Source organism: Candidatus Poriferisodalis sp., from assembly GCF_965262965.1.
Lineage (GTDB): Bacteria > Actinomycetota > Acidimicrobiia > Acidimicrobiales > Poriferisodalaceae > Poriferisodalis.
In genome coordinates this window covers 923,626-947,494 of record NZ_OZ253573.1, presented here as the reverse complement: position 1 = coordinate 947,494, position 23,869 = coordinate 923,626, and the positions used below count along the sequence as shown (strand labels likewise).

Here is a 23,869-nt window from a genome sequence, read left to right as displayed (position 1 = left end):
CGGAACGAGCGATCATCGCTGCGCCTTTAGCTGATGCTGCGCCCGCCGTCGACGTCGAGGCAGACGCCGGTGAGGAAGCTGGCCTCGTCGGAGGCGAGGAACATCACGGCGTTGGCGACGTCGGTGGGGTCGGTCATGCGGCCCATGGGGATGCCGTCGATGATCGACTGCTTCAGCGGGGGAGGCAACGTGTCCTGGCCGGTCGCTCGAACGAAGAACGCAGTGTCGGAGGCCACGGGCGCGACGCAGTTGATCCGAATGTCTGGTGCGAACTCCTCAGCCAAACCCCTTGTCAGCACGATCGTGGCTGCTTTCGATGTGTTGTATGGCGTCAATCCCGGCCGGGGTCGCTTGCCGCCAATCGAGGCTGTGCTCACGATCGAGCTGCCCGGCGGCATGAGCGGTGTGAAGTGCTTCACGGCGAAATAGACGCTGCGGGTGTTGACCGCCCACATGAGGTCGAATTCCTCTGTCGAGATGTCCAAGATGGATCCCATCCGGTGGGCGAATCCTGCGTTGGCGGCCACGATGTCGATGCCGCCCCAAGTGCTGGCCATCAGTTTGGCCAGCTCAACGTGAGCGTCCTCGTCGGTGACATCGAGCCGGAATGCCAGCGCCCCATCGAGCCCGGACGCCACCTCGTCGGCGCCTTCGATGTCGATGTCGGTCACCATCACCTGGGCACCGCGGCCAGCAAAGCTCTGGCAGATCGCTCGCCCGAAGCCGGACGCCCCGCCGGTTACGATCACCCGCTTGCCGTCAAAACGCATCGTCGCTCCGTTCTGTCGTGAATTCTTCCGCTACGAGGCGAACTCCGGTGAGCGAATCGTATGTCGGGCTCTCGTGAGCTCTCCCGGTGGTCACCGCTCAGGGTGACGCAAGGATGCCTGCGGCTTCGAGGTTGTCGATCGACGCTGCGTCGTAACCGACCTCGGCCAGGATCTCACGGCCATGCTCGCCGATGCCGGGCGCAGGGCGCCGGATGCCGGCCGGTGTCTCGGAGAACTGCTCGGGCGGCGGAATGACCCGGTATGGACCGGCGACGGGATGGGTGTCGACCGGAAGCTGCTCGATGAGCTCGTCGAGCGTGGCGGCCTCAGTCGCTGGGATCCCGTGTGCTGCGCAGAATTCCAGCCACTCGGCGGTCGTGCGCTGGGTGAGCACGGCGGCGACGTCGCGGTACAGGCTGTCGCTGTGGACGACTCGCTCGATGGGCGTGGCGAAGCGTTCATCGGATGCGAGATCGGGGCGACCTCCGGCTTCGAAGAGCGCGACGTAGTGGGCCTGGTCGTAGGGGAGGATGTTGATCCAGCCGTCAGCGGTCGGCTGCGGCTTGCGCTCGGGCGTGAGAATGCGGGCATAGCCGGCATCTGCAACGGGAGGTTCGGAGATCGCACCCGAACCGTGCTCGGTGAGCACGAAGGCCCGCATGACGTCGATCATCGGGATCTCGATGCATTGCCCCTGCCCGGTGAGGGATCGGTGGTACATGCCGGCAAGCACGGCATTGACGATGGTCAGGCCGCAGACCTTGTCGGCAACGAGGCTCGGCAGCAGGCTCGGCTCGGCGCCCATGCGGCGGAAGAGGTCGCCGACGCCGCTGGCGGACTGGATGATGTCGTCATAGGCCGGTGCGTCCGCCTGGTCGCTCGCGGACGGGTATCCGTGAGCCCGGCAGAACACGATGTCGTCTCGGACATCCCGAACCGCCTCGTAGTGCAGGCCGAGGCGTCGCAGCGGACCGGGACGCAGATTCGTGATCATCACGTCGCACGTCGTGACGATGTCCAGGAATGCCTGGCGACCACGCGGTTGCTTGAGGTCGATCGAAATGCTGCGCTTGTTACGCAGGAGATTGAGCGAGATGCCCGAGAATCCCTCGGCAGGGCCGGACCCCATGGTGCGATTGCGATCACCCTTCGCAGGCTCAACAAGGATGACATCGGCGCCGAGATCCCCGAGCGTGCGCGTGGCAGCCGGACCCATCAACACCGACGACAGATCAAGAACCCGGACCCCCGACAACGGCCCCGCAGAGGTCTCACCTGTGCTCATCTGGCTCCCGGTCGTCGGCCCTGCTACAGGAAAGCACGATCGAGCCTTCGATCCTCTTGAATCCGCGACACCTGTTGGGGAACTGTGGCGCTCCTAGACGGTCTCGAATTGCAGCGCCGAAGTATCGAGACCCGGTGATTGCGGATCAGATATAGCTTCGGACCGTGAGCGATGGGCTTGCTGGGCTACGGCGTGAGGTTGCCGTTGGGTGCCGGGTGATGGCGCATCGCGGGCTGGTCGAGAACATCTTGGGGCACATCAGTGTCCGGCTCGACGGCGAACGGGCGCTGGTGCGGTGCCGTGGTCCCGAAGAAGCGGGACTTGGGTTCACGACGCCCGACGACGTGCGTGTGGTCGATCTCGACTCGGGCGAGGTGATTGACGATCCCGCTGGCGACTATGCGGCGCCGAGCGAGCTGCCGATCCATACCTCGGTGCTCGCGGCACATCGTGATGTCGACTGTGTGGTGCACGCCCATCCGCCAGACGTCGTGGTTGCCAGCCTCGCGGGCTTCGCATTCGAGCCCATCTTCGGCGCCTACGACATCCCGGCTGCACATCTCGCCGCCGCAGGCATTCCGGTGCACCCGCGCTCTGTCCTCATTCGCACTGACGATCTGGCTGCGGAGATGGTCGCGTCGCTCGGCAATGCCGTGGCACTGGTGCTGAAGGGACACGGTGTTGTGACCATCGGCGCCGATGTCGCCGAGGCGGTGCTGCGGGCGTTGCAGCTCGACACGCTGGCCCGCATTCACCTGCGTGTGTGCACCGCAGGCACGATCCCTGAGGCGATTCCGAGCACCGACTTGGCCGAACTCCCGGACCTCGGCGGGGCCTTCAACCGTGAAACCCTGTGGCGACATCACCAGGTGGCTCTCGAACACGACGGACATGGGCTGAACTAGGGCTCGGAGGGAGAACGCATGGAGATCGACGAGGTGACTGACTCGGTGCGTCAGGGCCTCATTCCCGCCTACCTGTACAACGACGCCGAAGTGTTCGAGCTGGAGCGGACCCGGCTGTTCGGCCGGTCGTGGAACTTCCTGGCACACGAGTCCGAGATCGCTGAACCCAACGACTACGTCGTCCGAAACATCTTGGACGATTCGTTCCTGGTGACCCGCGACTCCGACGGGCAGATCCATGTGATGTTCAACATGTGCGTCCACCGGGGCATGCAGGTCTGCCGTGCCGAGCGCGGCAGTGCCCGGACATTTCGGTGCCCGTATCACGCATGGACGTATCGCAACGATGGCCAGCTCGCAGGACTGCCCTTCCATGCGGACGCCTACGGCGGCGATGCGGGGTTCATCAAGGAAGGTCAGGCACTTCTGCCGGCCCCGTCGATCGCAGTCCGCAACGGGATGATCTTCGCGAGCCTCGACCCGGTCGCCCCCGACTTCGAGACCTGGCTGGGGGACTTCGCGTTCTATCTCGACTTCTACACCGGCCAGAGCGACGCCGGGATGGAGTTCCGCGGCCCGCAGCGCTGGCGCATCGAGGCCAATTGGAAGATCGGCGCCGAGAACTTCATGGGCGACAGCTACCACACGCCTCACACCCACGCGAGCGTGGTCGACATCGAGCTCTTCGGCGAACCGAAGCCCTACAAACGCAAGGAGGGCGTGCTGTGGCACGCGGGACCCGGCGGCGGAACCACCTACAAGCTGCCGGCGGGCAGCGGGTTCAGGTCCGGACTGCAGTACGTGGGCTACCCCGACGAGATGATCGACCGCATGGGGGAGAGGTTGAGCGCCCCGCAACGTGCGCTGGCAGGGGAGTCGGGCTTCATGCCGTCCGCGGCCACGCTGTTCCCGAACCTCAGCTTCGTCCACAACTGGCCTCAGACCGATCGCGAAGGGCGGATCACGCCGTTCATCTCGGTGCGGCTGTGGCAGCCCATCGGACCGGCCGAGACCGAGGTGTATTCGTGGTTCTGCGTGGCGGGCGACGCGCCGGAGGACTACAAGGCCGCGTCGTACAAGGCGTACCTGATGTGCTTTGGATCGTCGGGCATGTTCGAGCAGGACGATGTCGAGAACTGGGTGTCGATCACGACCATGGCACGGGGTTCGATGGCACGAAACCTGCTCCTCAACAACCGCATGGGCCTGACGCTCGACGGCGATCCGATCGTCGAGCAATTCGAGGCGTTCCGCGGTCCGGGCACGGCGTACCAGGGCTTCGGCGAGCACAACCAACGCCACTGGTTCTCGATGTGGGCCGACTCGGTGTCCCGGCCAGCGCCCGAACGCGAGCAGATTGCCTTCGGCATGGGGGAGACGCCCGCATGAACTCGGAGCGGGCTCAAGCTCCGCTGCCGTACAGCGATCCGCGGCACCAGTCCGCTGCCCAATTCCTCGTCGAGGAAGCCCATTTGCTCGACAGCGCCGACTTCGAAGCATGGCTTGAGCTCATGGATCCGCAGGTCCGTTACCGGATGCCGGTGCGTGTGACCGCTGTCAAGGCAGCCGACGAGGCAGACGTGCAGACCATGGACCACTTCGACGAGGACTGGTACTCGCTGTCCAAGCGAGTGCAGCGCTTCGGGACCGATTACGCGTGGACCGAGGACCCCCAGAGCCGGGTCCGCCACCACATCTCCAATGTCCGGACCTTCGAGGGCGAAGGCGGAGAGCTGATCGTGGAATCGGCCGTACTGCTGTACCGCTCTCGTGGCGACCGGACTGCACCGAGCTTGCTGTCCGCCGGTCGGACTGACGTCTTGGTTTCGACGCCGGACGGGATGCGCCTGCGGTCGAGGGACATCGAGATCGACGAATCAGTGCTGCGCACCCAGAACCTGGCCATCTTCCTGTGAGGTCTTTGCGGTGAGCAGGCTGTCCGGCAAGCGGGCCCTGATCGTCGGGGCAGGATCGGGCATCGGCCGCGGTGTGCATGATGCCTTCCTGGCCGAAGGGGCCAGCGTGGGCACGCTGGAGGTCGATCCGCTGAAGTGCGAGGCGCTGGTCGAGGCGTCAACCGGTCCCGTCATTTGCGGTGACGCCACAAGCGCGCAAGACAACGATGCCGTAGTAGCGGCGATGCTCGACGCCTTCGGAGGCATCGACACGTTGGTGAGCTGCGTCGGGCTCTTCGACTACTACCTCGGGCTTGCTGAGCTTCCCCATGATGTCCTCGACGAAGCGTTCACTGAAGTCATGGACGTCAACGTGCGCTCCATGCTGCTGGGGGTCCGGGCCAGCATCGAGCCCCTGCGGGAGAGCCATGGGTCGGTGATTCTGACCGGTTCGACCAGCAGCTTCACCCCCGGACGTGGGGGAATCCTGTACGTCGCCAGCAAGTTCGCAGTCCGCGGCTGCGTGGTGTCACTGGCCCACGAACTCGCACCGGAAATCCGCGTGAACGGCGTTGCCCCCGGCGGTACGGCGGGCACCGACCTGCGAGGCCTGCGGTCGCTGGGTCTGCACCAGCGATCGTTGGGCCAAGAGCCCGACCGCACCGAGTCGATTCGCCAGCGCAGCCCGCTCGATGTCGCTCTCGGAGCGGACGAACAGGCCGGGAGCTACGTGTTCCTCGCGTCCGACGAAGCACGCGGCATGACCGGCCGCTTCCTGCACAGCGACGGCGGCGCCAACATCGCCTGAGGACCCCTGATCCGAGTAGACCCGAACCTTGGCGCTACGCATCTCAAGGTCTTCGCAGCCGGCAATTCGCCAACCGAGATCGTGGCGCTCATGCGCAGGTGGCTCGACGTTGTGGGACCGGTGACGAAGGCCGCCTGAGGGCTCAGGCTTCTGGCCTCATCCCCCACACCGCAACTCGAACGGCGTCTTCGAGCTGGGTCGCCATCTCGTCGTAGGCGATCCTGTCCGTGACGAGCCGCCGCATGAGGACCTGCCAGAGCGAATAGAGGTTGAAGGCCAGCGTGTACTTGGGGACTTCGGGATCGAGTATGCCGTTCGCACTTGCGTCGTCGAGCAGCGAGGCCAGCCGCTTGGAGAACCAGTCAGTGAATTCATCGGTACCGACACGCCCGGACGTGCTCACGTAGGGGAGCTCCTTGAAGAACGATCGAGCCAACCGGCGATCCGCTTCGTGGTGGTCGGTGACATGGAGCAGCAGCGTCATGATCTGATCGACCACATTCGCCGAACCGTCGACGAGCTCGAACGCTTCGGTCCACGCCTCGCCTGCCACGTTGACGAATGCGCTGACCAGCAACTCTTCCTTCGACTCGACGTACAGATAGAGCGTGCCCGCGCCGATTCCTGCGGCCGCAGCAATCTCCGCGGTTGTGGTGTCCTCGAAGCCTTTTTCTTGGAAGAGGGCGGTGGCAGCGGCAACAATGCGCCGCTGCTTGTCCAGCTTGTTGCGCTCACGCTTGCCCAATTCGGTGACGTCGAAGTCGGCGTCCGAGGCCAGAATTGGGTCACCCGTGATCGACATTGCCGTCCAACGCTAGCGACGTTGGTAACAGCGGATTCTCAATGTCACGCTGCATGCGCGAGAGATTCGTCGCGGCGACCGTTCCAGTCGGTCTACTGCGCCTCGAGCTGCTGTTCGATCTGGTCCAGCACCTCGTAGCAGCCGAGGACGTCGTCGACGCTGGAATTGGGCTGGCGTCCGTCGGTGATGGCGGCAATGAATTCGCGGTCTTGAAGTTCGATGCCGTTCATCGAGACATCGACGTCCGAGACATCGATCGGTGTCTCGTTGCCGTCGACGAGATCGTCGTAGCGAGCGATGTACGTGCCGGTGTCGCCGATGTAGCGGAAGAACGTGCCGAGGGGACCGTCGTTGTTGAACGACAGAGTCAGCGTGAGCAGCTGGCCGGCTTCGGTCTTGAGCTGGATCGAGAGGTCCATGGCGATGTCCAGCTCGAGATGGATGGGGCCACCGACGGCCTGTGCCACGGCGATCGGCGAGCCTGTCTGGTAACCGAACAGGTCGACGGTGTGTGCCGCGTGGTGCCACAGCAAATGGTCGGTCCAGCTCCGCGGTTCGCCCAGCGCGTTGATGTTGGTGCGGCGGAAGAAGAATGTCTGGACGTCCATGTGCTGTATTGCGAACTCGCCTGCGGTGATACGACGTCGCACCCACTGATGGCTGGGGTTGAAGCGGCGGGTGTGGCCGCACATGGCGACGAGGCCGCTTGCCTGCTGGGCCTCCGCGACCGCTCGTCCGTCGGCAAGGTTGTCGCAGAGCGGGATTTCCACCTCGACGTGCTTGCCGGCCTCCAGGCACGCAATCGCCTGGCGAGCATGCATCGGGGTCGGGGTGGCAAGAATGACGGCGTCGACGTCGCCACAGCAGAGCACATCGTCGAGGTCTGTGGTGACATGCGGGATGCCGCGGGCTTCGGCTACCTTTCGTGCGCTGGACTCCACCGGGTCCACGACGGCGACGACCTCGGCACCCTCGATGCTGGCCAGCCCGTCGAGGTGCTTGTTGCCGAACGCGCCGGTGCCGGCAACCGCAATGTTGATGGTCACGAGCGATCCTCCAGGATGAGCTGGCCGACTGCGGTGTTGCTGGCGGGCACGTGATACAGGCGATGAGCGACTGAAGGGGCAGCACCGCCGGCGCGATCGGCCCGGCCGGTCGCGCCAGCGAGATCAGCACAGTCGGCCATTGCCCCGCGTGCGATGAGCCACATGACCAGCTCGATGCCTTCGGACCCGGCTTCACGGAGGTAGTCGATGTGCGGCACGTCGGCCAGACCGTCCGGGTCGGCGATGAGGCGGTCCATGAATGCGGTGTCCCACGGCTGATTGATGAGCCCGGCGCGTGGTCCCTGAAGCTGGTGACTCATACCGCCGGTTCCCCAGACCTGAACGTCGAGGTCGTCGTCAAAACTCTCTACTGCGCGTCGAATCGCCCGGCCGAGTTGGAGGCATCGGCGGCCCGACGGGACCGGGTATTGCACGACGTTGACTGCAAGCGGAACAACGGGACACGGCCAACTATCGGGTTGGCCGAACATGATCGACAACGGGACCGTAAGACCGTGGTCGACCTTCATCCCGTTGACCAAAGTCAGGTCGAAATCCTGCGGTATCACGGATTGCGCGAGGTGCGCCGACAAGGCCGGGTGACCTCCGACGATCGGCACCGGTCGGGCACCCCATCCTTCATCAGCAGGTTCATAGCTAGGGGCCATGCCGAGGGCGAACGTGGGGATCATCTCGAGACTGAAGGCGTTGCCGTGATCGTTGTACACGAGGATCACGACGTCGGGCGTGTGTGCTCGCATCCACTCCCGGGCGGGTTCATAGCCCGAGAACAGCGGCTGCCAGTAGGGCTCGTCGGTCGTGCCGAGGTCCATAGCGACGCCGATGGCGGGTACATGGCTCGTGTAGACGCTGGCCGTGATGCGAGCACTCATTGCCGTTGCTCCCACTCGCTCAAGAAGCGATTGCCGTCGGGAGATCGGCCTCCGGCGAGCATCATCGCCGTGTGGCCCTCTTGGTCGTTCTCGGTCATCGAGCTGACGATCTGGACATAATTCAGCCCGTCGGTCGCCCCAATCTTGGCCAGGAAGTAGATGTTGCCGCCGAGGCCGAGGAGTCGGTTGAAGTCGCGGTCGAGCACACCTGATTTCTGCTCTTCGGACATTTCCCATTCGTCGAGGTAGCCGCGCTCGTCGGCACGGAACCGCTCGCGGTTGGCTTCGCTCATCAGCGACATGCAGAACTGGTTGAGCCGGTAGCCCTTTCGCGCCTGGTCGGCATCGAAGACGGTCGTGCCGGGCACGTCGAGGTACGGCTTGTCGAGCGGCATGGCTACCTCCAAGTGGTGCTCGGATCGGAGGCTCAGCGATCTGTGGACAGGATTGTGAACAATCGGTACGTTACTCGTGGCGCTGAACACACTGTCAAAGGCGGGGACACCGACGTGCATCGCATCATCGACTGCCACGGGCACTACACCACGACACCGCCTGGTGTCGGCGCCTGGCGCGACGCTCAGACCGTGGCGGTCGCTGCTGACCCCGACGTCGTCGGCCAGAGGGGTTCGATGGCCGTCAGCGATGACGAGATCCGCGAGAGCCTCGAGTCGGCACAACTGAAGCTTCAGCGAGAACGAGGTTCGGACCTCACGATCTTCTCGCCCCGGGCGTCGTGGATGGGGCACCACATCGGGAACGAGCACACGTCGCGGTTCTGGACCGAACACCAGAACGAGCTCATCCGGCGTGTCTGTGACCTCTACCCCGACAATTTCGCGCCCGTCTGTCAGCTGCCGCAGTCGCCAGGCATCTCGATCGAGGGCTCGGTTCGGGAGCTGCGGCGGTGCGTGGCAGAGATGGGCTTCATCGGGTGCAACGTCAATCCGGACCCGACCGGCGGCTTCTGGACGGGTCCGCCATTGTTCGACCGCTCCTGGTGGCCGCTGTGGGAAGCCATGTGCGAGCTCGACGTGCCGGCGATGATCCATGTGTCCGCAGCGTGCAACCCGAACTTTCACTCGACCGGCTCTCACTATCTCGGTGCAGATACCACCGCATTCATGCAGGCGCTGACGTCCGGGTTCATGGCTGACTTTTCGGGACTCCGATGGATCATCCCTCACGGGGGCGGGGCCGTTCCGTATCACTGGGGCCGCTTCAGGGGCATGGCTGCCGACAACGGGTGGGACTTCGACGGCCTCTTGGATCACATCTACTTCGACACCTGCGTGTATCACCAGCCGGGCATCGATCTGCTGCTCGACGTCGTGCCTCCCAAAAACGTGCTCTTCGCGTCCGAGATGGTCGGCGCGGTGCGCGGGATCAATCCCGACACCGGACGCCACTACGACGACACGAAGGTGTATATCGACAAAGCGCCGCTCGATGCCGAAGCGCGGCGGCTCGTGCTTGAGGGCAACGCTCGGAGAGTATTCCCGCGATTGGAGATGCCATGAGCAGTCGCGTGCCACGGCACGGCCAGCACGTCGTCGTCACTGAGATCGACCGCGCTGATCCTGAGAGTGTTCTGGCGCTCGGTCAGGTTGGGACAGCGACGATTCACGAAGCCATCGGCCGCCGGGGCTTCCTCGGGCCCGAGCTCCGCCCGATTCAGACGGGGGTTCGGGTCGCTGGCACAGCTGTCACCGTGTTGAGCCATCCGGGCGACAATCTGATGATTCACGCCGCAGTCGAGTTCTGCGGTCCGGGAGACATCCTTGTTGTGACGACGACTGCCCCGTCGACGCACGGCATGTTCGGCGATCTTCTCGCCAGCTCGCTCACGGCGCGGCAGGTGCGGGGTCTCGTGATTGACGCGGGCGTTCGCGACAGCGCCGACCTGCGGGAGATGGGCTTTCCGGCTTGGGCGCGGCACATCTCGTGCCAGGGAACCGTCAAGTCGACTCCTGGCTCAGTGAACGTGCCAATCGCAATCGAAGGCGTTTCCATCGCGCCTGGAGATGTTGTGTGTGCAGACGATGATGGTGTCGTCGTAGTGAGCCGGGACGAAGCCGGCTGGGCGCTCGAGCGATCCCGGGCGCGACTGGACACTGAAGAGGGCACGCGTGCCAGGCTCGCCGCAGGCGAGCTGGGCCTTGACTTCTACGGGCTGCGCGACAAGCTGCGCGACCTCGGCGTGACCTATATCGACCGGCTCGAAGACTGACGCCCGACGACGCGGGCCGACGGCGCCGTTACGTTGCGTCGCGGACGTCTCCCCACCGGCCGAGCACGTGGATGACGGACTGCAAGTGGTCTCGCATTGCCGTGGCTGCGCCCGACTCGTCGCCTCCGACGACCGCGTCGACGATGGCAGCGTGCTGACCGAGTGACTCGCCGGGGCGACCCGGCATCACAGCCAGCCGGTACTGATGGTGAGCAGCGCGGTTGCGGAGATTGGCGACGAGGTGTGCCGCGACCGTGTGACCGCTCATTTCGCACAATCGGCGGTGCAGCAGTGCATTGAGCCCGGAGTAGTCGCGGCCACGGTCCTCACGCACCGCCGCCCGCATGTCATCGATGATGCCTCGCAGTTCTGCGTGGTGTTGGCTCGTCGCGTTTCGGGCTGCCTGGGCTGCGATGAGGCTCTCGAGGGCAGCGCGGGCTTCGGTGATCTGGATTGCCTCGGTGATCGAGATCCGGCGAACAGTGGAGCCCCGATTCGCTTCGCGTTCGACCAATCCCTCGGAGGTGAGCTCGACAAGGGCTGACCGCACCGCGGCGCGCCCGCACTCATAGTGCTCGGCCAGCGGGATTTCGAGCAGCCGGTCACCGGGCTCGTACCGTCCGGTGAGGATGTCGCGGCGAAGGTCGTCGGTGACGGAATCAGTCGAAGCCATAGAGCACCTGCGGGTTGTCGACCAGGATCCGGTTTCTGGTGGCCTCATCGGGCGCAAACGCGGTGAGGAGGTCTAGCAGTTCGCCCTCGTCAGGCATCACCGCGAGGTTCGGGTGAGGCCAATCCGTTCCCCAAAGAACCCGCTGCGGAGCGCAGTCGACAAGAGCGCGGCCAAATGGGACCACGTCGTCGTAGGGGGCAGTGCGACCGTCAGTGAGACGCTCAGCGCCCGAGATCTTCACCCAGCACCTGTCGTCGGTAGCGAGCCGCTCCAGCAGCCGCTCGAACGGTTCTTGTTCCAGCCCATCAGATGCCGGGACCCTGGCCATGTGATCGATGATGTACGACGTCGGTATCGCGTCGAGCACGCCGGAGTACTTCGTGAAGTCCTTCGCGTCCAGATGCAGGACGATGTGCCAACCCAGCGCAGCGACGCGGTGGGTGAGCTCCCAGAACTCGTCGAGGTCGGGAGCGCCGCCGAGGTGCGCAACGAAGTTGAAGCGGATGCCGCGAACCTGACTGTCGTGCAAGTGCGCAAGGTCGGCGTCGGTGAACGAGCCGTCAATCATGGCTACGCCGGCGTAGCGACCCCCACCGCGCTGTATTGCGTCGACCATTGCCGAGTTGTCGACACCATGACAGCTGGCCTGGACGAACACTGCACGTTCGAGACCGAGGCGGTTCTGCAGTAGCTCGAAGCGGTCGATCCCCGAATCGGGCGGTGTGTACGTCCGGGTCGGAGAGAACGGAAACCGATCTGCGGGACCGAAGATGTGGCAATGGGCGTCGCACGCTAAGGCGGGCGGGTTCACGATCGTCGGTGCGGTGGCCTGCGGTATCGGCCCGGGCACGGTTCGATCCAGTGGGAATTCGTGCGAAGGATTCCGATGCGCCACGGTCTGACCGATCGCCTAGTCCGAGCGCGGGAAGACGATCCCGTCCATGAGCTTGCGCGCCGTGCGGACGATTCCGGCCCGTTCGACGTGGATGCGGCCGTCGGAGAGCGTCTGGAGACCGATGACGGCGTCAAAAAAGCCAGTCGGGTGTTCGAGCCGCACGATGTCCGCGCCGTTTCCTTCGAAGCAGGCGCTTGCGGGTGAGCCATCGAGCAAGGCCGCTGTGGCCACCGACACTGCACCGAGGACACCGATCGCGTCGTGACAGCGATGGGGGATGAACGTCCGAGTGCACATATGCCCGCCGTCGCGAGGCGGAGCAACCAGGGTCAGCTTGGGAACGGTCGTCTGGCTGACATCACCGAGACCCATGAGTCTCCCGGCCTCGCCTCGGATGGCCTCCAGCTTGTTGCGGAGGGCACGGTTTTCCTCGAGCACCTTGGGCGTCTCATAGCCCGAGACGCCGAGTGTGTCGGCAACAAGCACGACCACTGGCATCCCGTTGTCGACCAGCGTGCAACTCGTGCCCTCGATGATGTCCGCCACCTCGCCGGTGGGTAGCAGAGCACCCGTGCTGCCGCCCGCAAGATCTTCAAATTCGAGATGAATCGCCGCTGAGGTTCCCGGGACACCCGATATTGCGGCTGCCCCCTCGTACATCGGCGCCCCGTTTCTCACCGTGATCCGGGCAGTTGCGATCGACTCCGTGTTGAGCATTCGGATACGTGTCGAAAACTCACCGTCTTCAGGTTGGGGAAGCAGTCCCCGTTCGAGCGCGAAAGGGCCCACCCCAGCGAGCAGGTTGCCGCAGTTCTGACGGTCCGATACGACGTCGTCGTCAACGCCGACCTGCAAGAAGAGATAGTCGACATCAGCATCTGGATCGCTGGCCGGCGCAACCACCGCAACCTTGGACGTCAGGGGGTGGGCACCGCCGATGCCGTCGATCTGCCGAGCGTCCGGAGAGCCCATGATGCGCCGCAAGAGCACGTCGCGCTCAATCGGGTCGTCTGGAAGGTCGTCCCGAAGAAAATACGCGCCCTTTGACGACCCGCCTCGGAGAATCATGCACGGGACGCCGATGCTCACAGACGGCAGTTTGCCAAATGTTGACAGGATTGTCGACATCTGTATTCGGCCAGGACCGTCGTCGGTGGCCGCAGTTGCGCAGCGTCAGCTCGCGGATGGAAAGCGGATCGGGAGGTAGCGCGGGCCGCGGACCTGACCGCCTGCCCACGTCACCTCGTCGGGCTCGGTCACCTCGAAGTCCGGGATGCGCTCGAACCAGGTGCGCAGCGCAATGTCCATCTCAAGGCGGGCCAGGTTCGAGCCCGCACAGCGATGGATGCCTGCGCCGAACGCGATGTGGCGGTTGTGCGGACGGTCCAGGATGACCTCGTCTGGACGTTCGAACATCTCGGGATCGCGGTTGGCGCCGGGAAAGTTCAACAGCACCTTGCTGCCCATTGGGATCGTGACGTCGCCGATCTCCACGTCCACCTCAGCACGCCGGCCCATGGTCACCGGGGAATAGAAGCGCAGCAGTTCCTCGATCGCCGAGGGCCAAAGTTCGGATTCAGCCGCCATGCGCTCACGATCGGCGGGATGGGTGCCGAAGTGCCACAGCGAGGCGCCGATCGAGCTCCACGTGGTGTCGATGCCGGCAATCAGCTGGAGGTTGAGCATGCCGACCACGACCATTGGATTGACCGGGTTGTTGTCGGCATCGGTGCCTCCCAGCAGGTCGCTCACGAATCCGCCGTCTGGGTTCTCCAGCTTGTCCGTTACGACCTCTTTGAAGAAATCTCGGATGACGTCCCGGTATTCCGCCCGCAATTCCGGCTTGGTGAGACCCAGCTCGAGCACACAGCGCACCCAGTAGGTGAACTCCTCCACCCGGCTCTCGTCGATTCCCAGCAAGTGAGCGATGACCCGAGGCGGGATCTGCTGCGCGTATTCGCCCGCACCGTCGACCGTGCCACGCTCGATGAACTCATCAATCAGGCGGTCAGCCAGCTCCTGGGTGTACTGGCGGTGCGCTTCGACCGCCTTGGGGGAGAAGTGCGGCAGCAGCAGCCGGCGAGTCCAGCCATGCATCGGCGGATCGACCGAGATCGGAGCGCTGACGGTGCCGTACGGCAGGGAGTCGGTGGCGTCGGAAGGCACCCCAGCTATCGGCACCACCAGCACGTCCCGGCTCGACAACTCGGGGACCATCTTGGCGAGGGCTTGGACATCGTCGTACTTGGTGGGCAGGTAGGAGCCGCCCCACCGTTCGCTGTGGGCGATGGGGCATTGGCTACGCAGCTCCTCCCACACGGGCGCCGGATCGGTCACGTATCCCTGGTCGAAGATGTCGTAGTCGGTGTCCCAATCGTCAACAGGTGCCGTGTCGGTCATCGAGCGTTCCTTTGGGGTTTGGGCGAGTCAGTTCGTGAAGAGATCGCCAGAGCGCGTGCGTCGGGCTGAAGGGTCAGCGTAGGACGTGCGTTCACGCCCCTGAGAATTCGGCGGTCCCGCCTAGTTCGCCAGCCCGGACCCGTCGATCACGCCTGGCACACCGAGCATCTTGGTCGGGAAGCGATTGCACTGCACCGGCAGTTCGTCGGGCCCGTCGACGGCGACCTTGTACAGCCAGTCCGGCCGGCACAGCGACACGGGGCCAGCCGGAGGTGTCGTTCTGCTCATGTGCCTTCACTTGCGCGATGATTCGACTGTGTTTGACAGTATGTGTCGCGAGCCTCGGAGGGGGAGTGACGTGCGTGTCGATGCGGTGAAGCCGAACGAGTACAACCGCATACGAGCAGAGCCGCTCACCGGTTCGATCGGCGCCGAGATCGCCAACGTCGACTTGCGGGAGCTCGACGACGAGCTGATAGCCGAGTTGCAAGACGCCTGGTTGGCCCACAAAGTGCTGTTCTTTCGTGATCAGCAACTCAGCCAGGCCCAGCACGTGGCCTACGGGCGGGCCCTTGGCGAACTGGAGATTCACCCCTTCGCACCAAACGTGGACGAGCATCCCGAGATCCTCGTGCTCGAGTCGACTGCCGAGAGTTTCTATGCAGCCGAGACTTGGCACTCCGATGTGACGTTCCGGGAGAGTCCCCCGCTGGGCTCCGTCCTGATGGGTCGCATCGTGCCTCCGTACGGCGGCGACACCTGCTTTGCGAATATGGAGCTGGCCTACGGGCGGCTGCCAGACGACGTCAAGGAACAGATTGACGGCCGATTTGCGATCCACTCTTACGTCAAGGCGTTCGGGCGTCACATGAGCGAGCGCAAGCGCGCCGAGGCCGCCGAGCAGTACCCGGACCAGAAGCACCCGGTCGTGCGCACGCATCCCGTCACGGGTTGCCAGAGCCTGTACGTCAACCGGATCTTCACGCTCACGATCGACGGGATGACCCCCGACGAGAGCCGCTCGCTGCGGCAGCGTCTCTACGACGAGGCGAGCAGGCCCGAGTACCAGTGTCGGTTCCGGTGGCGACCGGAGTCGATCGCACAGTGGGACAACCGCTGCACCCAGCACTACGCCGTCCCCGACCACGGCGGCCTGCATCGCCGAATGGAGCGCGTGACGCTCATCGGCGACCGGCCTTTCTGATCAACCATGCGGGCCGTGGGCCTCTGCAAGAGGCCTGTGCGAGGATGATTGCGCCGCGCCGGGGCATCAAAGTGCGCACGCGGGGGGAGTTGACTCATGCGGTTCGGGTTCTTGAGCGAGGGAACGACACCGCGAGGGATGACGCATCATCACCGGCTGCACGAGGTCATCCGCGAGGCGGAGCTCTGCGAGGAGATGGGGTGGGACTTCTGGGGAACCTCTGAGCAGCACTTTGCTCCCGGGGCCACCATTGCCGCACCGGAAACGCTGTACGGCGCGGTCGCGATGCGAACGAGCCGCATCAAGCTCAGGTTCATGTCGATTCTGATGCTGAAGTTCAACCACCCGATCAAGGTGGCGAATCACTTGGCGACAGTCGACATCCTGTCGCACGGTCGTGTCGAGCTGTGCACGGCTCGATCGAACAACGTGAAGACGCTCGATCCGTTCGAGGTCGACCCTTCCGACACCCGGGCTCAGTGGCGTGAAGGCCTCGAAGTGACAGTGAAGGCGCTCACGGAGTTCCCTATGGAGCACCACGGCGAGTTCTACAAGATCCCGCCCATCGAGGTGACCCCGCGGCTCTACCGGGACGAGCTCTTTCCGATCTCGGTGGTCACCATCAGTCCCGAGACACACACGATTGCGGGAAACATGGGCCTCGGGGCCATTACCAACGACTCGTACTTGGGCTGGGACCACCTCGGAGAGCTCATTGGGCTGTACCGCGAAGCTTGCAAGACGCCTGAGCCGATTGCGAAGTACCCTGTCAACTCATCGCTGTGCTTCTGCCCGCTCACGAGTCATTGCGCTGCAACTCGTGAAGCGGCCGTCGAGGAATCCCGCCATGACGTGGTCAGGTTCTTCCGCAGCACATATGACATGTACGACCAACTGGATCAGCGGTCGGGCTTTGAGGGCATCAACGAGATCCGCAAGATGAAGGAACACGAGAACGATCCGCTCGCCCTTGGGGAGTTCACCCCGACGATCATGATCGGTACGCCCGACGACCTAGTCGAGCGCATCAAGCGTCTCGAGGCGATGGGAGTCGACGAGATCGTCTTGCGCATCGACGATCTCGGCGTCTCAGCGCACCTGAAGGCGATCGAGCTCATCGGCAAGTACGTGATACCGGAGTTCCGCGGACCCAACGCCATCAGGCGGCAATCGATGTGGGGCGACTACGGGGTGGAGAAGCCCCGGTTCCTCATCTGAGAGCCGTGGGAACATGGCGAGACCAAGAACCTCATCCGATCACAAAGGGGAATGACCAATGGCTGGCAAGGTCATACGTTCAGAAGCACTCATCGAGGCCCATCCGGTTCCCGAGCTCATCCGATCGGGGGCTTTCTCCGTCGCGGTGCGAGCCGGACCGTCCATCTACATCTCGGGTTCCATCGCGAACGACTTGAGCAAAGGAATGGGCGGGCAGACCGAGGAGATCTTCGACTACATGAGCCTCGCGCTGAGCGAGGAAGGCTTCTCGATGGCCGATGTCGTCAAGCTGCAGGCCTTCATCACCGACATCGAGCAGTACGGCGAGTACAGCGCAGCTCGGAAGAAGTACTTCCCGACGGACCCGCCCGCAAGCACGACCGTGATCGCCGGGATCATCATTCCCGGAGCGCTCATCGAGATCGAAGTGGTCGCCTACCGGGAATAGGCGCTGTCGAGCGCTGTACTGCAGATGATGGGCACGTGCGACAGATGCCCAAGCGCGTGCGACAATCGACACCTGATGAGAGCCGAGCCGACAGGGTGCGCGGGCTTCTCAAGCGACACGACGCCTCATCGCTTGCGGTCGAACCTGACCGCATCCCGGAAGGCCGCAACATTGTCGAGACGGACGCCTGCGGCTGGCACGCCGGGATCCGCAACTTGCACGTGACGGGTCCGCTTCCCGCAGTCGTGACGGCCCTGAGCCGAAGCAACCGGGTGAATCTCTACAGCGATCAGCTGTTCCTCAAGGAGCCAGGATCTGCCATCCGTACGCCTTGGCACCAGGACAGCCGTACTGGGTGCTGCAAGGAACCAAGGTCGCTGTCTGCTGGGTTCCTGTCGATGAGGTCACCTTCGAGAGTGGGACAATGGGCTACGTCGCCGGCAGTCACCGCTGGGGCAAGGTCTTCAAGCCCAACGACTTCGTGACGCTCAAGGGCGTGATGCGGATCCCCGGTCTCAATTTCGACGGACTCGTCGATATGCCGCGGATCGACGAGCGACCCGACGACTACGACATTCGCCGCTACGAAGCCGGGCCCGGTGACGTCATCGTCCACAACTGGATGACCCTGCATGGCTCGACGGGCACCCTCAGCGCAGATCGACTGCGTCGGGCGGCTTCGGTTCGCTTCGCCGGTGAAGACGTCACGTTCTTCAAGCGGCCGTCGTCACCGGAGCCGTTCGGCAACACGGTCGGGCTGGAAGACGGTGACGATCTCGACGGCGCTGAACGGTTCCCCCGCGTCTGGCCCCGCGAGGGCTGAATCTGCTCGCCTAGCTCTGGGCGCGTCGCAAGATGTGCTCGACGATCTGGGGGCCGTGGGTGAACTGCAGGAAGTGACCGGCGTCGGGCAGCATGTCGATCGGTGCGTTCATCTGCCGGGCCCATGTGCGACCCCACTCCTCGGTGAAGCCGTCATCCTCGACGCCCCAGACGAAGTGGGCGGCCTTGTTCCAGTCGAGCAGCACCCGGTAGTGCAGGGCCTGCCCGGCGCCGTTACCGCTGTCGTAGTCGCCGACGGGGATGGACAGCGGGAACCAGCGGGCGCCGTTGAATCCCTCGTCAGGAAGGCCGCGGAAGGGCGCGGAGAATCCTGCGTACCGCAGAGCAGCGTCGCCTTCGAGGTCCGGTTCGACGCCGGCCTTAATCGCGGGAACCACGTCGCGTGAGCGGACCATGCGGCCTGCCAGCAGGGGCACGAGCCCGATGCTCGGGCGCGGGTGCGCATAACGGCCACCGGGTTGCCAGGCGTCGATCCACCTCAGAAAGCTCTCGTCGTATTCGAACTCTGGGTGATGGAGCCAAGTGTTCAAGATGACGAGCCGACTGAACCGCTCGGGCATCATCGCCGCCTGGGCGAGGCCGATCGGGCCGCCCCAGTCCTGGCAGAGCACGGTGATGTCTGAGAGATCGAGGCCGCAGATGAGCGAAGTCAGGACCTCGGTGTGGCGGGCGATCGAGTACCAGTTCGGATCGGTCGGCTTGTCGCTGCGGCCAAAGCCGAGGTGATCGGGAGCGATGCAGCGATACCCGGCGTCGACGAGGCCCGGGATCATCGTCCGGTAGAGGTACGCCCACGTCGGCATGCCGTGCAACAGCAGCATCACGGGTGCGTCGCTGGGTCCCTCATCGATGTAGTGGACGCGCAGGTCTTTCCACTGGTGGTACCGGGGCTCGTAGTCCCAGTCGCTGAGTGCGTCGAAGTGAGCGTCGTCGGTGCGAACGAAATCAGTCATGGTCATCCCCAGCGGTCTGTCGGAACCGGCGAATGATGCCAGCTTCGGCTGCGGGTCAGCGCAGGTCCAGCGCCATTCGCTGTTCCATCGGGACGCCGTGGCTGTGGGGAATGGGAGCGATGGTCTGTGCCAGTGCCTCGAACCCGAATGCCTCGTAGAACTTGACTGCGGGGTTGTCGCACAGCACGTCGAGGTGGACAACCCGGTACCCCTCGTCGGTGGCACGTTCGATGGCGTCCTTCATCAGTGCGGCGCCGATGCCCTGGCCGTGGCGGTCGGGCCGGACCGCCAGGGCATGGATGTAGTAAGCGCTCGAGGGGATGACGACGTTGAGGTAGCCGGCGAGGTAGGAGCGTCGGCCGATCTCGGCAAGCTCGTCGTGCGTGACCACGCCGTCGTCGAGAATCGGCTGCCACAGCGGCCGCAGGGTCTTCTTGCGACGGTCGAATTCCGGGCCTGAGAACCCGATCTCGATGCCGAGCAGATCGTCGCCCTCGACTGCGAGCATGGATTCGTCGTAGCCATAGAGCGTGCCCTCGGCGAGCCACGAGTCGCCCACCAAACGGTCGAACGTCGCGCGTGAGCCGAATTGGTAGTCGTAGGTCGCCGGTCCGGTGGCATAAGCCAGCTCCACGACTTCGTCGGTGAACTGCGCAGCCCGGTCGTGGTCGGCGGTGACAATGTCCATCAGTCCCCCTGGATCGTCGATTCCCCTCGTTCAGCGACGCTACTCCGATGCGGAATCACGCTCAGCTGCGACTGCTCGGGTGACGATGGCAGCTGTCGATCAACCGAGTGCAACGCAGAGAGCAAGGGAGGCATATGGAGCAAGGAACACCAACGGCACCGCTCGCTCGATTCGACCTTGTTCGGAATACCCAGGGTTCCAGTGCATGAGTCTGACCGAGAGTGCGAGGGGCGTGTCACAGGGGGGCCTTAGCGTCGCGTCGTATGGGACTACACAGTTGTAGTTTGGCCATAGAAGTCGGGGCTCGGCGATGAGGGGTACCCAGTTGACGTTGACGAGCGAGGCATTACCGCCTCCGGCGTGGTCGCCGAACTCAGGGGGCGAGCACGGCGAAGTGTTCACTCGCCGGTGGGTGGTGGACCTCATCTTGGATTTGGTCGGCTACCGGCCCGAGGCTGACCTCGGTGCCTCCACCATCGTGGAACCGGCGTGCGGCTGCGGGGCCTTCCTGCTTCCCATCATCGAGCGGCTGTGCGAATCCTGCGCGATGCATGGGCGAGCGCTTGCTGATCTCGACGACGCAATTCGGGGTTTCGACCTATTGGCGCACAACGCCGAGCACACGCGCAAGGCTGTCGTCGCCAAGCTCTTGGAATTCGGTGAGTCGCTCAGCACTGCCGAACACCTGGCCCAACTCTGGGTCACGCGGGGCGACTTCCTGCTCACCGACCATGGGAATGATGTCGCTGACTTCGTAGTCGGCAATCCGCCCTATGTCCGGCTGGAACAGATACCGGACGACGTCAGCGACGCTTACCGGTCCGAGTGCTCGACAATGCGGGGCCGAGCAGACCTGTTCGTCGGATTCTTCGAGAAGGGCTTGGCGCTACTGGCGCCAGGCGGGCGGCTCGGGTTCATCTGTGCCGATCGTTGGATGCGCAACCAATACGGCGCCCGATTGCGCCAGCTCGTCGGCGACCGGTACGCACTTGAGACGCTCATCGAGATGCACGACGCCGACGCATTCGAAGCCTCCGTGTCTGCCTACCCAGCCATCACCGTGCTGCGCAATACGTCGCAAGGACGGGTAAAGCTCGTCGAGGCCAGTTCGTCATTTGACGAAGCGGCGAGTCGCCGTCTCGGACCCTGGCTTCGCTCCGAAGCGGACCAGGAGCCGGCCGACGCTTCTTTCGAAGTCGCGGAGCTGAAGGGATGGCTCACTGGCGGCGACCATTGGCCGACAGGTTCGCCGTACGTCCTCGAACTGTTGGCGGACCTCGAATCCCGATTTCCTCCGCTCGAAGATCCGCGGACCGGGACGCGAGTCGGAATCGGCGTCGCGACCGGCTGTGATGAGGTCTACATCTCTGACGCCACGCAGGGCATCGAGGACGATCGGCTGTTGCCTCTCGTGACTGCCGGCGACATCGTCAGCGGGCAACCGAATTGGGGCGGCCGCTACTTGATCAATCCATGGGAAGACGGGCGGCTCGTGGACCTCGTCGAGTTTCCCGGTCTTGCTGATTACTTCCGAGTTCACGAGTCACGGATACGCCGTCGGCACGTTGCGAGGCGACGGCCGAGCACCTGGTACAGAACAATCGACCGTGTGACCCCTGGTCTGCGGGAACGACCCAAGCTGCTGATCCCGGACATCAAGTCATCTGCTCATCCGGTGCTCGACGAGGGGCACTACTACCCCCACCACAACCTCTACTTCGTCGTCTCTGATGTCTGGGATCTCGAAGTGCTTGGCGGCCTCCTGCTGTCTGATGTTGCGAACCTCTTCGTCGGGGCCTACTGCGTCAAGATGCGAGGTGGGACGTATCGCTTCCAGGCGCAGTACCTGCGCAAGATCCGTGTGCCGCATCCGACTGATGTCTCAACCGGGGCCTCGGACGAGTTGCGTGCAGCGTTTCGCCATCGAGACGCCGTGACAGCCACCAAGGCGGCGGCGAGCATCTATGGGCTCGACGAAGGTGCGCTCGCCGAACTTGCTGCTCGAAGGTCTTCAGCACGGGTGTAGGACAGAGGATTCAATGAGCGCGACGTCGACACCCAGGTGGATGACGAGTCCTCGTTGTGCAGCCCGTTCGTCCCTGTCTTCCAGGAGGCAGTTCAGCGAAGGTACGGAAGCTGGGAACAGATTGAGGACGCCTTCCTGAGAGCAATGGAGGCATTCGACACTTCCGTTGCCGCCACTGCCGGAGCTGACATGAACGACGAGGCGAAATCCGAGCTCACTGCCGATCTGCAAAATGGCAAGGGAGACTTCTTCAACGACTTGCTCGCCGTCTTGCTCCAGAGCTGTGCCGGGATCGAAGCCTTGGCGACGAGGTCTCGGGTTCCCGGGCTGATAGTTCCTGTCCACAACCTTGATGGCGCCTACCCGGATGAGGGCCCAATCCGGTTCCTCCTCGAGGCGAAGATGTTCGGGACGCCGAAGCATTCCAACACCCGAGGCAAAATCCGATTGGGCGGCCTGGCTCGGCAGACATAGACAAGCGCGTCAAGGAGCTGGCATTCAAGAGCATTGATCTCAAGGGCGAGTACAGCCGAAGGCGTACGGCTGAGGGGGAGGGCCAGCGCACTGGAGGAGCCGGCGGCGGCGACATCACAACATGGCTCCGGGGCATCGAGCCGAGGATCTACTTCTTCATCGGTGTACGCGTCGTTAGCCAATCGGACTTTGACCGGGCGCTTAGGTGGGCCTCGACTGCCGAACAGGTGGTGGACGCTGTCGGCATGTTTTGCTTTGAACCAGTTGCAAAGGACCAGTTCACGGCCTATCGCAAGAGAATGGACGTGCCGCCGAGCCTTCAGATTTCGCGTGTCCTGTACAAAGCGTGTACCGATCTGCAAGCACTCGTCGACAAATAGTCATTCGCTGCCCTCAAGAGGGGTGGTCGAACAGCCTTCCAACGGACAAGCGGCAGCGGACGACGAGTAGCGTCGTCATCGATCGCTCGACGTGCGGGCCGATGTTTCCGATTGGTGTTGCCATGAGTATGACCGCCACTCGTTCGCTCCGCAGGACCCCGGCCACAGCCGGACATGAACCCATCCTCAAGGCGCTGCGTGACGACGGCGGCGTGATTGTCGAGGGGATGTTCGGGGCCGAGTCCATCGCCCAGATGCGGGCCGCGGCCGATGAGTTCGCACGGGGTGTCGAGCCAGGAGGTGCGACACAGGGACTCGGCGAAGACGGCAAGCGGTTCGTTGGGGCGAACACGATCCGCTTCTCGAGCCTGGCCCGGCTCTCGCCGGCGTTCTTCGACATCCTCGACAACGAGCTGTATGGAGCGATCGCCGATGCGATGCTGCTGCCGGTATGCGGCTCGTACTGGCTGAACACCGCCCAGGTGATGTACATCGGGCCCGGGGAGCCGGAGCAGATGCTGCACCGCGACGCCAACAACTGGTGGGCGTTCGTCAAGGCGACATGGCCGAATTCGCCGGAGGTCACCGTCAGCGCCATGATCGGTCTCGATGAGGTCACCGAGGAACTCGGCGCAACCCGGGTGGTGCCGGGCAGCCATCGTCAGTCCGAACTCGCTCGCTATGAAGAGCGAGAGTCAGTGCCGGCTGAGCTTGGACCGGGCGACGCTCTCGTCTACTCGGGATATGTGCTGCATGGGGGCGGCGCGAATCTCACTGCGGATCAGTGGCGCCGGGCGATGCATGTGAGCTTTGTGGCCGGCTGGCTGACCCCTGAGGAAGCCAGTCCGTTGGACTTCGGCCTCGGTGAGCTGTCTGGGTGCAGTGAGCGCGTCCAGCGGCTGCTCGGCCACCGCTCCTACGACCCTCGCCCGTACGACGGGGGTGGCCTGTGGCTGCGCCACGTCCGCGAGATGCAGGACGTGGTGACCCAGGACGGCAACCCAGCCTGAGCCGGCCGTCCTCCGACGACAGT

General features: G+C 64.1%; 26 protein-coding genes. 13 read left to right on the top strand and 13 right to left on the bottom strand.

Annotation, left to right across the window (positions count from 1 at the left end):
- Positions 1-26 precede the first annotated feature (26 nt).
- Together ACQY5K_RS04450 and ACQY5K_RS04445 are read right to left on the bottom strand one after the other, a co-directional pair.
- On the bottom strand, positions 27-770 hold the full coding sequence (locus tag ACQY5K_RS04450; protein ID WP_428120430.1) for an SDR family oxidoreductase: 744 nt from the start codon (positions 768-770) through the stop codon (positions 27-29).
- A gap of 97 nt (positions 771-867) precedes the next feature.
- Complete coding sequence (locus tag ACQY5K_RS04445) at positions 868-2,055, bottom strand: CaiB/BaiF CoA transferase family protein (RefSeq protein ID WP_428120428.1); 1,188 nt, start codon at positions 2,053-2,055, stop codon at positions 868-870.
- 164 nt (positions 2,056-2,219) lie between these two features.
- Between ACQY5K_RS04445 and ACQY5K_RS04440 the strand changes: the two genes are divergently transcribed.
- Genes ACQY5K_RS04440 through ACQY5K_RS04425 form a run of 4 tightly spaced genes read left to right on the top strand, consistent with a single transcriptional unit; the run spans position 2,220 to position 5,663 of the window.
- The gene (locus ACQY5K_RS04440; protein ID WP_428120426.1) at positions 2,220-2,960 is read left to right on the top strand and encodes a class II aldolase/adducin family protein; all 741 of its coding nucleotides are present in this window, start codon (positions 2,220-2,222) and stop codon (positions 2,958-2,960) included.
- Positions 2,961-2,978: 18 nt separating this feature from the next.
- Entirely contained in the window at positions 2,979-4,349 is a 1,371-nt protein-coding gene (locus tag ACQY5K_RS04435; protein ID WP_428120424.1) for an aromatic ring-hydroxylating oxygenase subunit alpha, read from the top strand.
- Positions 4,346-4,876 carry a 3-phenylpropionate/cinnamic acid dioxygenase subunit beta gene (locus ACQY5K_RS04430; protein ID WP_428120422.1) on the top strand — a complete coding sequence of 177 codons (531 nt, stop codon included), beginning with the start codon at positions 4,346-4,348 and terminating at the stop codon, positions 4,874-4,876. The genes ACQY5K_RS04435 and ACQY5K_RS04430 overlap by 4 nt, the downstream gene beginning before the upstream one ends.
- A 10-nt stretch (positions 4,877-4,886) precedes the next feature.
- Complete coding sequence (locus ACQY5K_RS04425) at positions 4,887-5,663, top strand: SDR family oxidoreductase (protein ID WP_428120420.1); 777 nt, start codon at positions 4,887-4,889, stop codon at positions 5,661-5,663.
- A 142-nt stretch (positions 5,664-5,805) separates the two neighbouring features.
- Here the strand turns inward: ACQY5K_RS04425 and ACQY5K_RS04420 are convergent, their stop codons facing one another.
- The 4 genes from ACQY5K_RS04420 to ligA all read right to left on the bottom strand — a co-directional run bounded on the left by ACQY5K_RS04420 (position 5,806) and on the right by ligA (position 8,799).
- The gene (locus tag ACQY5K_RS04420) at positions 5,806-6,465 is read right to left on the bottom strand and encodes a TetR/AcrR family transcriptional regulator (protein ID WP_428120418.1); all 660 of its coding nucleotides are present in this window, start codon (positions 6,463-6,465) and stop codon (positions 5,806-5,808) included.
- Between the two features lie 92 nt (positions 6,466-6,557).
- Complete coding sequence (locus ACQY5K_RS04415) at positions 6,558-7,511, bottom strand: Gfo/Idh/MocA family oxidoreductase (protein WP_428120416.1); 954 nt, start codon at positions 7,509-7,511, stop codon at positions 6,558-6,560.
- Positions 7,508-8,404: a class III extradiol dioxygenase subunit beta gene (locus tag ACQY5K_RS04410; protein ID WP_428120414.1), complete on the bottom strand. Its 897-nt coding sequence runs from the start codon at positions 8,402-8,404 to the stop codon at positions 7,508-7,510. The genes ACQY5K_RS04415 and ACQY5K_RS04410 overlap by 4 nt, the downstream gene beginning before the upstream one ends.
- A complete protein-coding gene (gene ligA, locus ACQY5K_RS04405) occupies positions 8,401-8,799 on the bottom strand; it encodes a protocatechuate 4,5-dioxygenase subunit alpha (RefSeq protein WP_428120413.1) in 399 nt (132 codons plus the stop codon). The genes ACQY5K_RS04410 and ligA overlap by 4 nt, the downstream gene beginning before the upstream one ends.
- Positions 8,800-8,913: 114 nt before the next feature.
- Here ligA and ACQY5K_RS04400 point away from each other — a divergent pair, with 114 nt between their 5' ends.
- Both ACQY5K_RS04400 and ACQY5K_RS04395 read left to right on the top strand, forming a co-directional pair.
- The gene (locus ACQY5K_RS04400) at positions 8,914-9,924 is read left to right on the top strand and encodes an amidohydrolase family protein (RefSeq protein WP_428120412.1); all 1,011 of its coding nucleotides are present in this window, start codon (positions 8,914-8,916) and stop codon (positions 9,922-9,924) included.
- Positions 9,921-10,634 (top strand): 4-carboxy-4-hydroxy-2-oxoadipate aldolase/oxaloacetate decarboxylase, encoded by a 714-nt coding sequence (locus ACQY5K_RS04395; protein ID WP_428120410.1) that lies wholly within the window; start codon positions 9,921-9,923, stop codon positions 10,632-10,634. The genes ACQY5K_RS04400 and ACQY5K_RS04395 overlap by 4 nt, the downstream gene beginning before the upstream one ends.
- Positions 10,635-10,662: 28 nt before the next feature.
- Here the strand turns inward: ACQY5K_RS04395 and ACQY5K_RS04390 are convergent, their stop codons facing one another.
- The 5 genes from ACQY5K_RS04390 to ACQY5K_RS04370 all read right to left on the bottom strand — a co-directional run bounded on the left by ACQY5K_RS04390 (position 10,663) and on the right by ACQY5K_RS04370 (position 14,890).
- Positions 10,663-11,307, bottom strand: coding sequence for a GntR family transcriptional regulator (locus ACQY5K_RS04390; protein WP_428120408.1), 645 nt, complete (start codon positions 11,305-11,307; stop codon positions 10,663-10,665).
- Complete coding sequence (locus ACQY5K_RS04385; RefSeq protein WP_428120406.1) at positions 11,294-12,157, bottom strand: amidohydrolase family protein; 864 nt, start codon at positions 12,155-12,157, stop codon at positions 11,294-11,296. Before ACQY5K_RS04385 ends, ACQY5K_RS04390 begins: the two co-directional genes overlap by 14 nt.
- A gap of 60 nt (positions 12,158-12,217) precedes the next feature.
- On the bottom strand, positions 12,218-13,291 hold the full coding sequence (locus ACQY5K_RS04380) for a 4-oxalomesaconate tautomerase (protein ID WP_428120404.1): 1,074 nt from the start codon (positions 13,289-13,291) through the stop codon (positions 12,218-12,220).
- Between the two features lie 84 nt (positions 13,292-13,375).
- Positions 13,376-14,602: a cytochrome P450 gene (locus tag ACQY5K_RS04375; protein ID WP_428120402.1), complete on the bottom strand. Its 1,227-nt coding sequence runs from the start codon at positions 14,600-14,602 to the stop codon at positions 13,376-13,378.
- A 120-nt stretch (positions 14,603-14,722) separates the two neighbouring features.
- Complete coding sequence (locus ACQY5K_RS04370) at positions 14,723-14,890, bottom strand: hypothetical protein (RefSeq protein WP_428120400.1); 168 nt, start codon at positions 14,888-14,890, stop codon at positions 14,723-14,725.
- Between the two features lie 70 nt (positions 14,891-14,960).
- Between ACQY5K_RS04370 and ACQY5K_RS04365 the strand changes: the two genes are divergently transcribed.
- The 4 genes from ACQY5K_RS04365 (at position 14,961) to ACQY5K_RS04350 (ending at position 18,295) form a co-directional block, all read left to right on the top strand.
- Positions 14,961-15,806: a TauD/TfdA dioxygenase family protein gene (locus tag ACQY5K_RS04365; RefSeq protein WP_428120398.1), complete on the top strand. Its 846-nt coding sequence runs from the start codon at positions 14,961-14,963 to the stop codon at positions 15,804-15,806.
- A 96-nt stretch (positions 15,807-15,902) separates the two neighbouring features.
- Complete coding sequence (locus ACQY5K_RS04360; protein WP_428120396.1) at positions 15,903-17,024, top strand: LLM class flavin-dependent oxidoreductase; 1,122 nt, start codon at positions 15,903-15,905, stop codon at positions 17,022-17,024.
- A 58-nt stretch (positions 17,025-17,082) separates the two neighbouring features.
- The gene (locus tag ACQY5K_RS04355) at positions 17,083-17,472 is read left to right on the top strand and encodes a RidA family protein (RefSeq protein WP_428120394.1); all 390 of its coding nucleotides are present in this window, start codon (positions 17,083-17,085) and stop codon (positions 17,470-17,472) included.
- Positions 17,473-17,803: 331 nt separating this feature from the next.
- Entirely contained in the window at positions 17,804-18,295 is a 492-nt protein-coding gene (locus ACQY5K_RS04350) for a phytanoyl-CoA dioxygenase family protein (protein WP_428120392.1), read from the top strand.
- A 10-nt stretch (positions 18,296-18,305) separates the two neighbouring features.
- Here the strand turns inward: ACQY5K_RS04350 and ACQY5K_RS04345 are convergent, their stop codons facing one another.
- Positions 18,306-19,268 (bottom strand): alpha/beta fold hydrolase, encoded by a 963-nt coding sequence (locus tag ACQY5K_RS04345; protein WP_428120390.1) that lies wholly within the window; start codon positions 19,266-19,268, stop codon positions 18,306-18,308.
- A 55-nt stretch (positions 19,269-19,323) separates the two neighbouring features.
- Positions 19,324-19,956 carry a GNAT family N-acetyltransferase gene (locus ACQY5K_RS04340; protein ID WP_428120388.1) on the bottom strand — a complete coding sequence of 211 codons (633 nt, stop codon included), beginning with the start codon at positions 19,954-19,956 and terminating at the stop codon, positions 19,324-19,326.
- 325 nt (positions 19,957-20,281) lie between these two features.
- Here ACQY5K_RS04340 and ACQY5K_RS04335 point away from each other — a divergent pair, with 325 nt between their 5' ends.
- The 3 genes from ACQY5K_RS04335 (at position 20,282) to ACQY5K_RS04325 (ending at position 23,846) form a co-directional block, all read left to right on the top strand.
- Positions 20,282-21,982, top strand: coding sequence for an Eco57I restriction-modification methylase domain-containing protein (locus ACQY5K_RS04335; RefSeq protein WP_428120386.1), 1,701 nt, complete (start codon positions 20,282-20,284; stop codon positions 21,980-21,982).
- Positions 21,983-22,018: 36 nt separating this feature from the next.
- The gene (locus ACQY5K_RS04330) at positions 22,019-22,456 is read left to right on the top strand and encodes a hypothetical protein (protein ID WP_428120384.1); all 438 of its coding nucleotides are present in this window, start codon (positions 22,019-22,021) and stop codon (positions 22,454-22,456) included.
- A gap of 502 nt (positions 22,457-22,958) precedes the next feature.
- On the top strand, positions 22,959-23,846 hold the full coding sequence (locus tag ACQY5K_RS04325) for a phytanoyl-CoA dioxygenase family protein (RefSeq protein ID WP_428120382.1): 888 nt from the start codon (positions 22,959-22,961) through the stop codon (positions 23,844-23,846).
- Positions 23,847-23,869 lie beyond the last annotated feature (23 nt).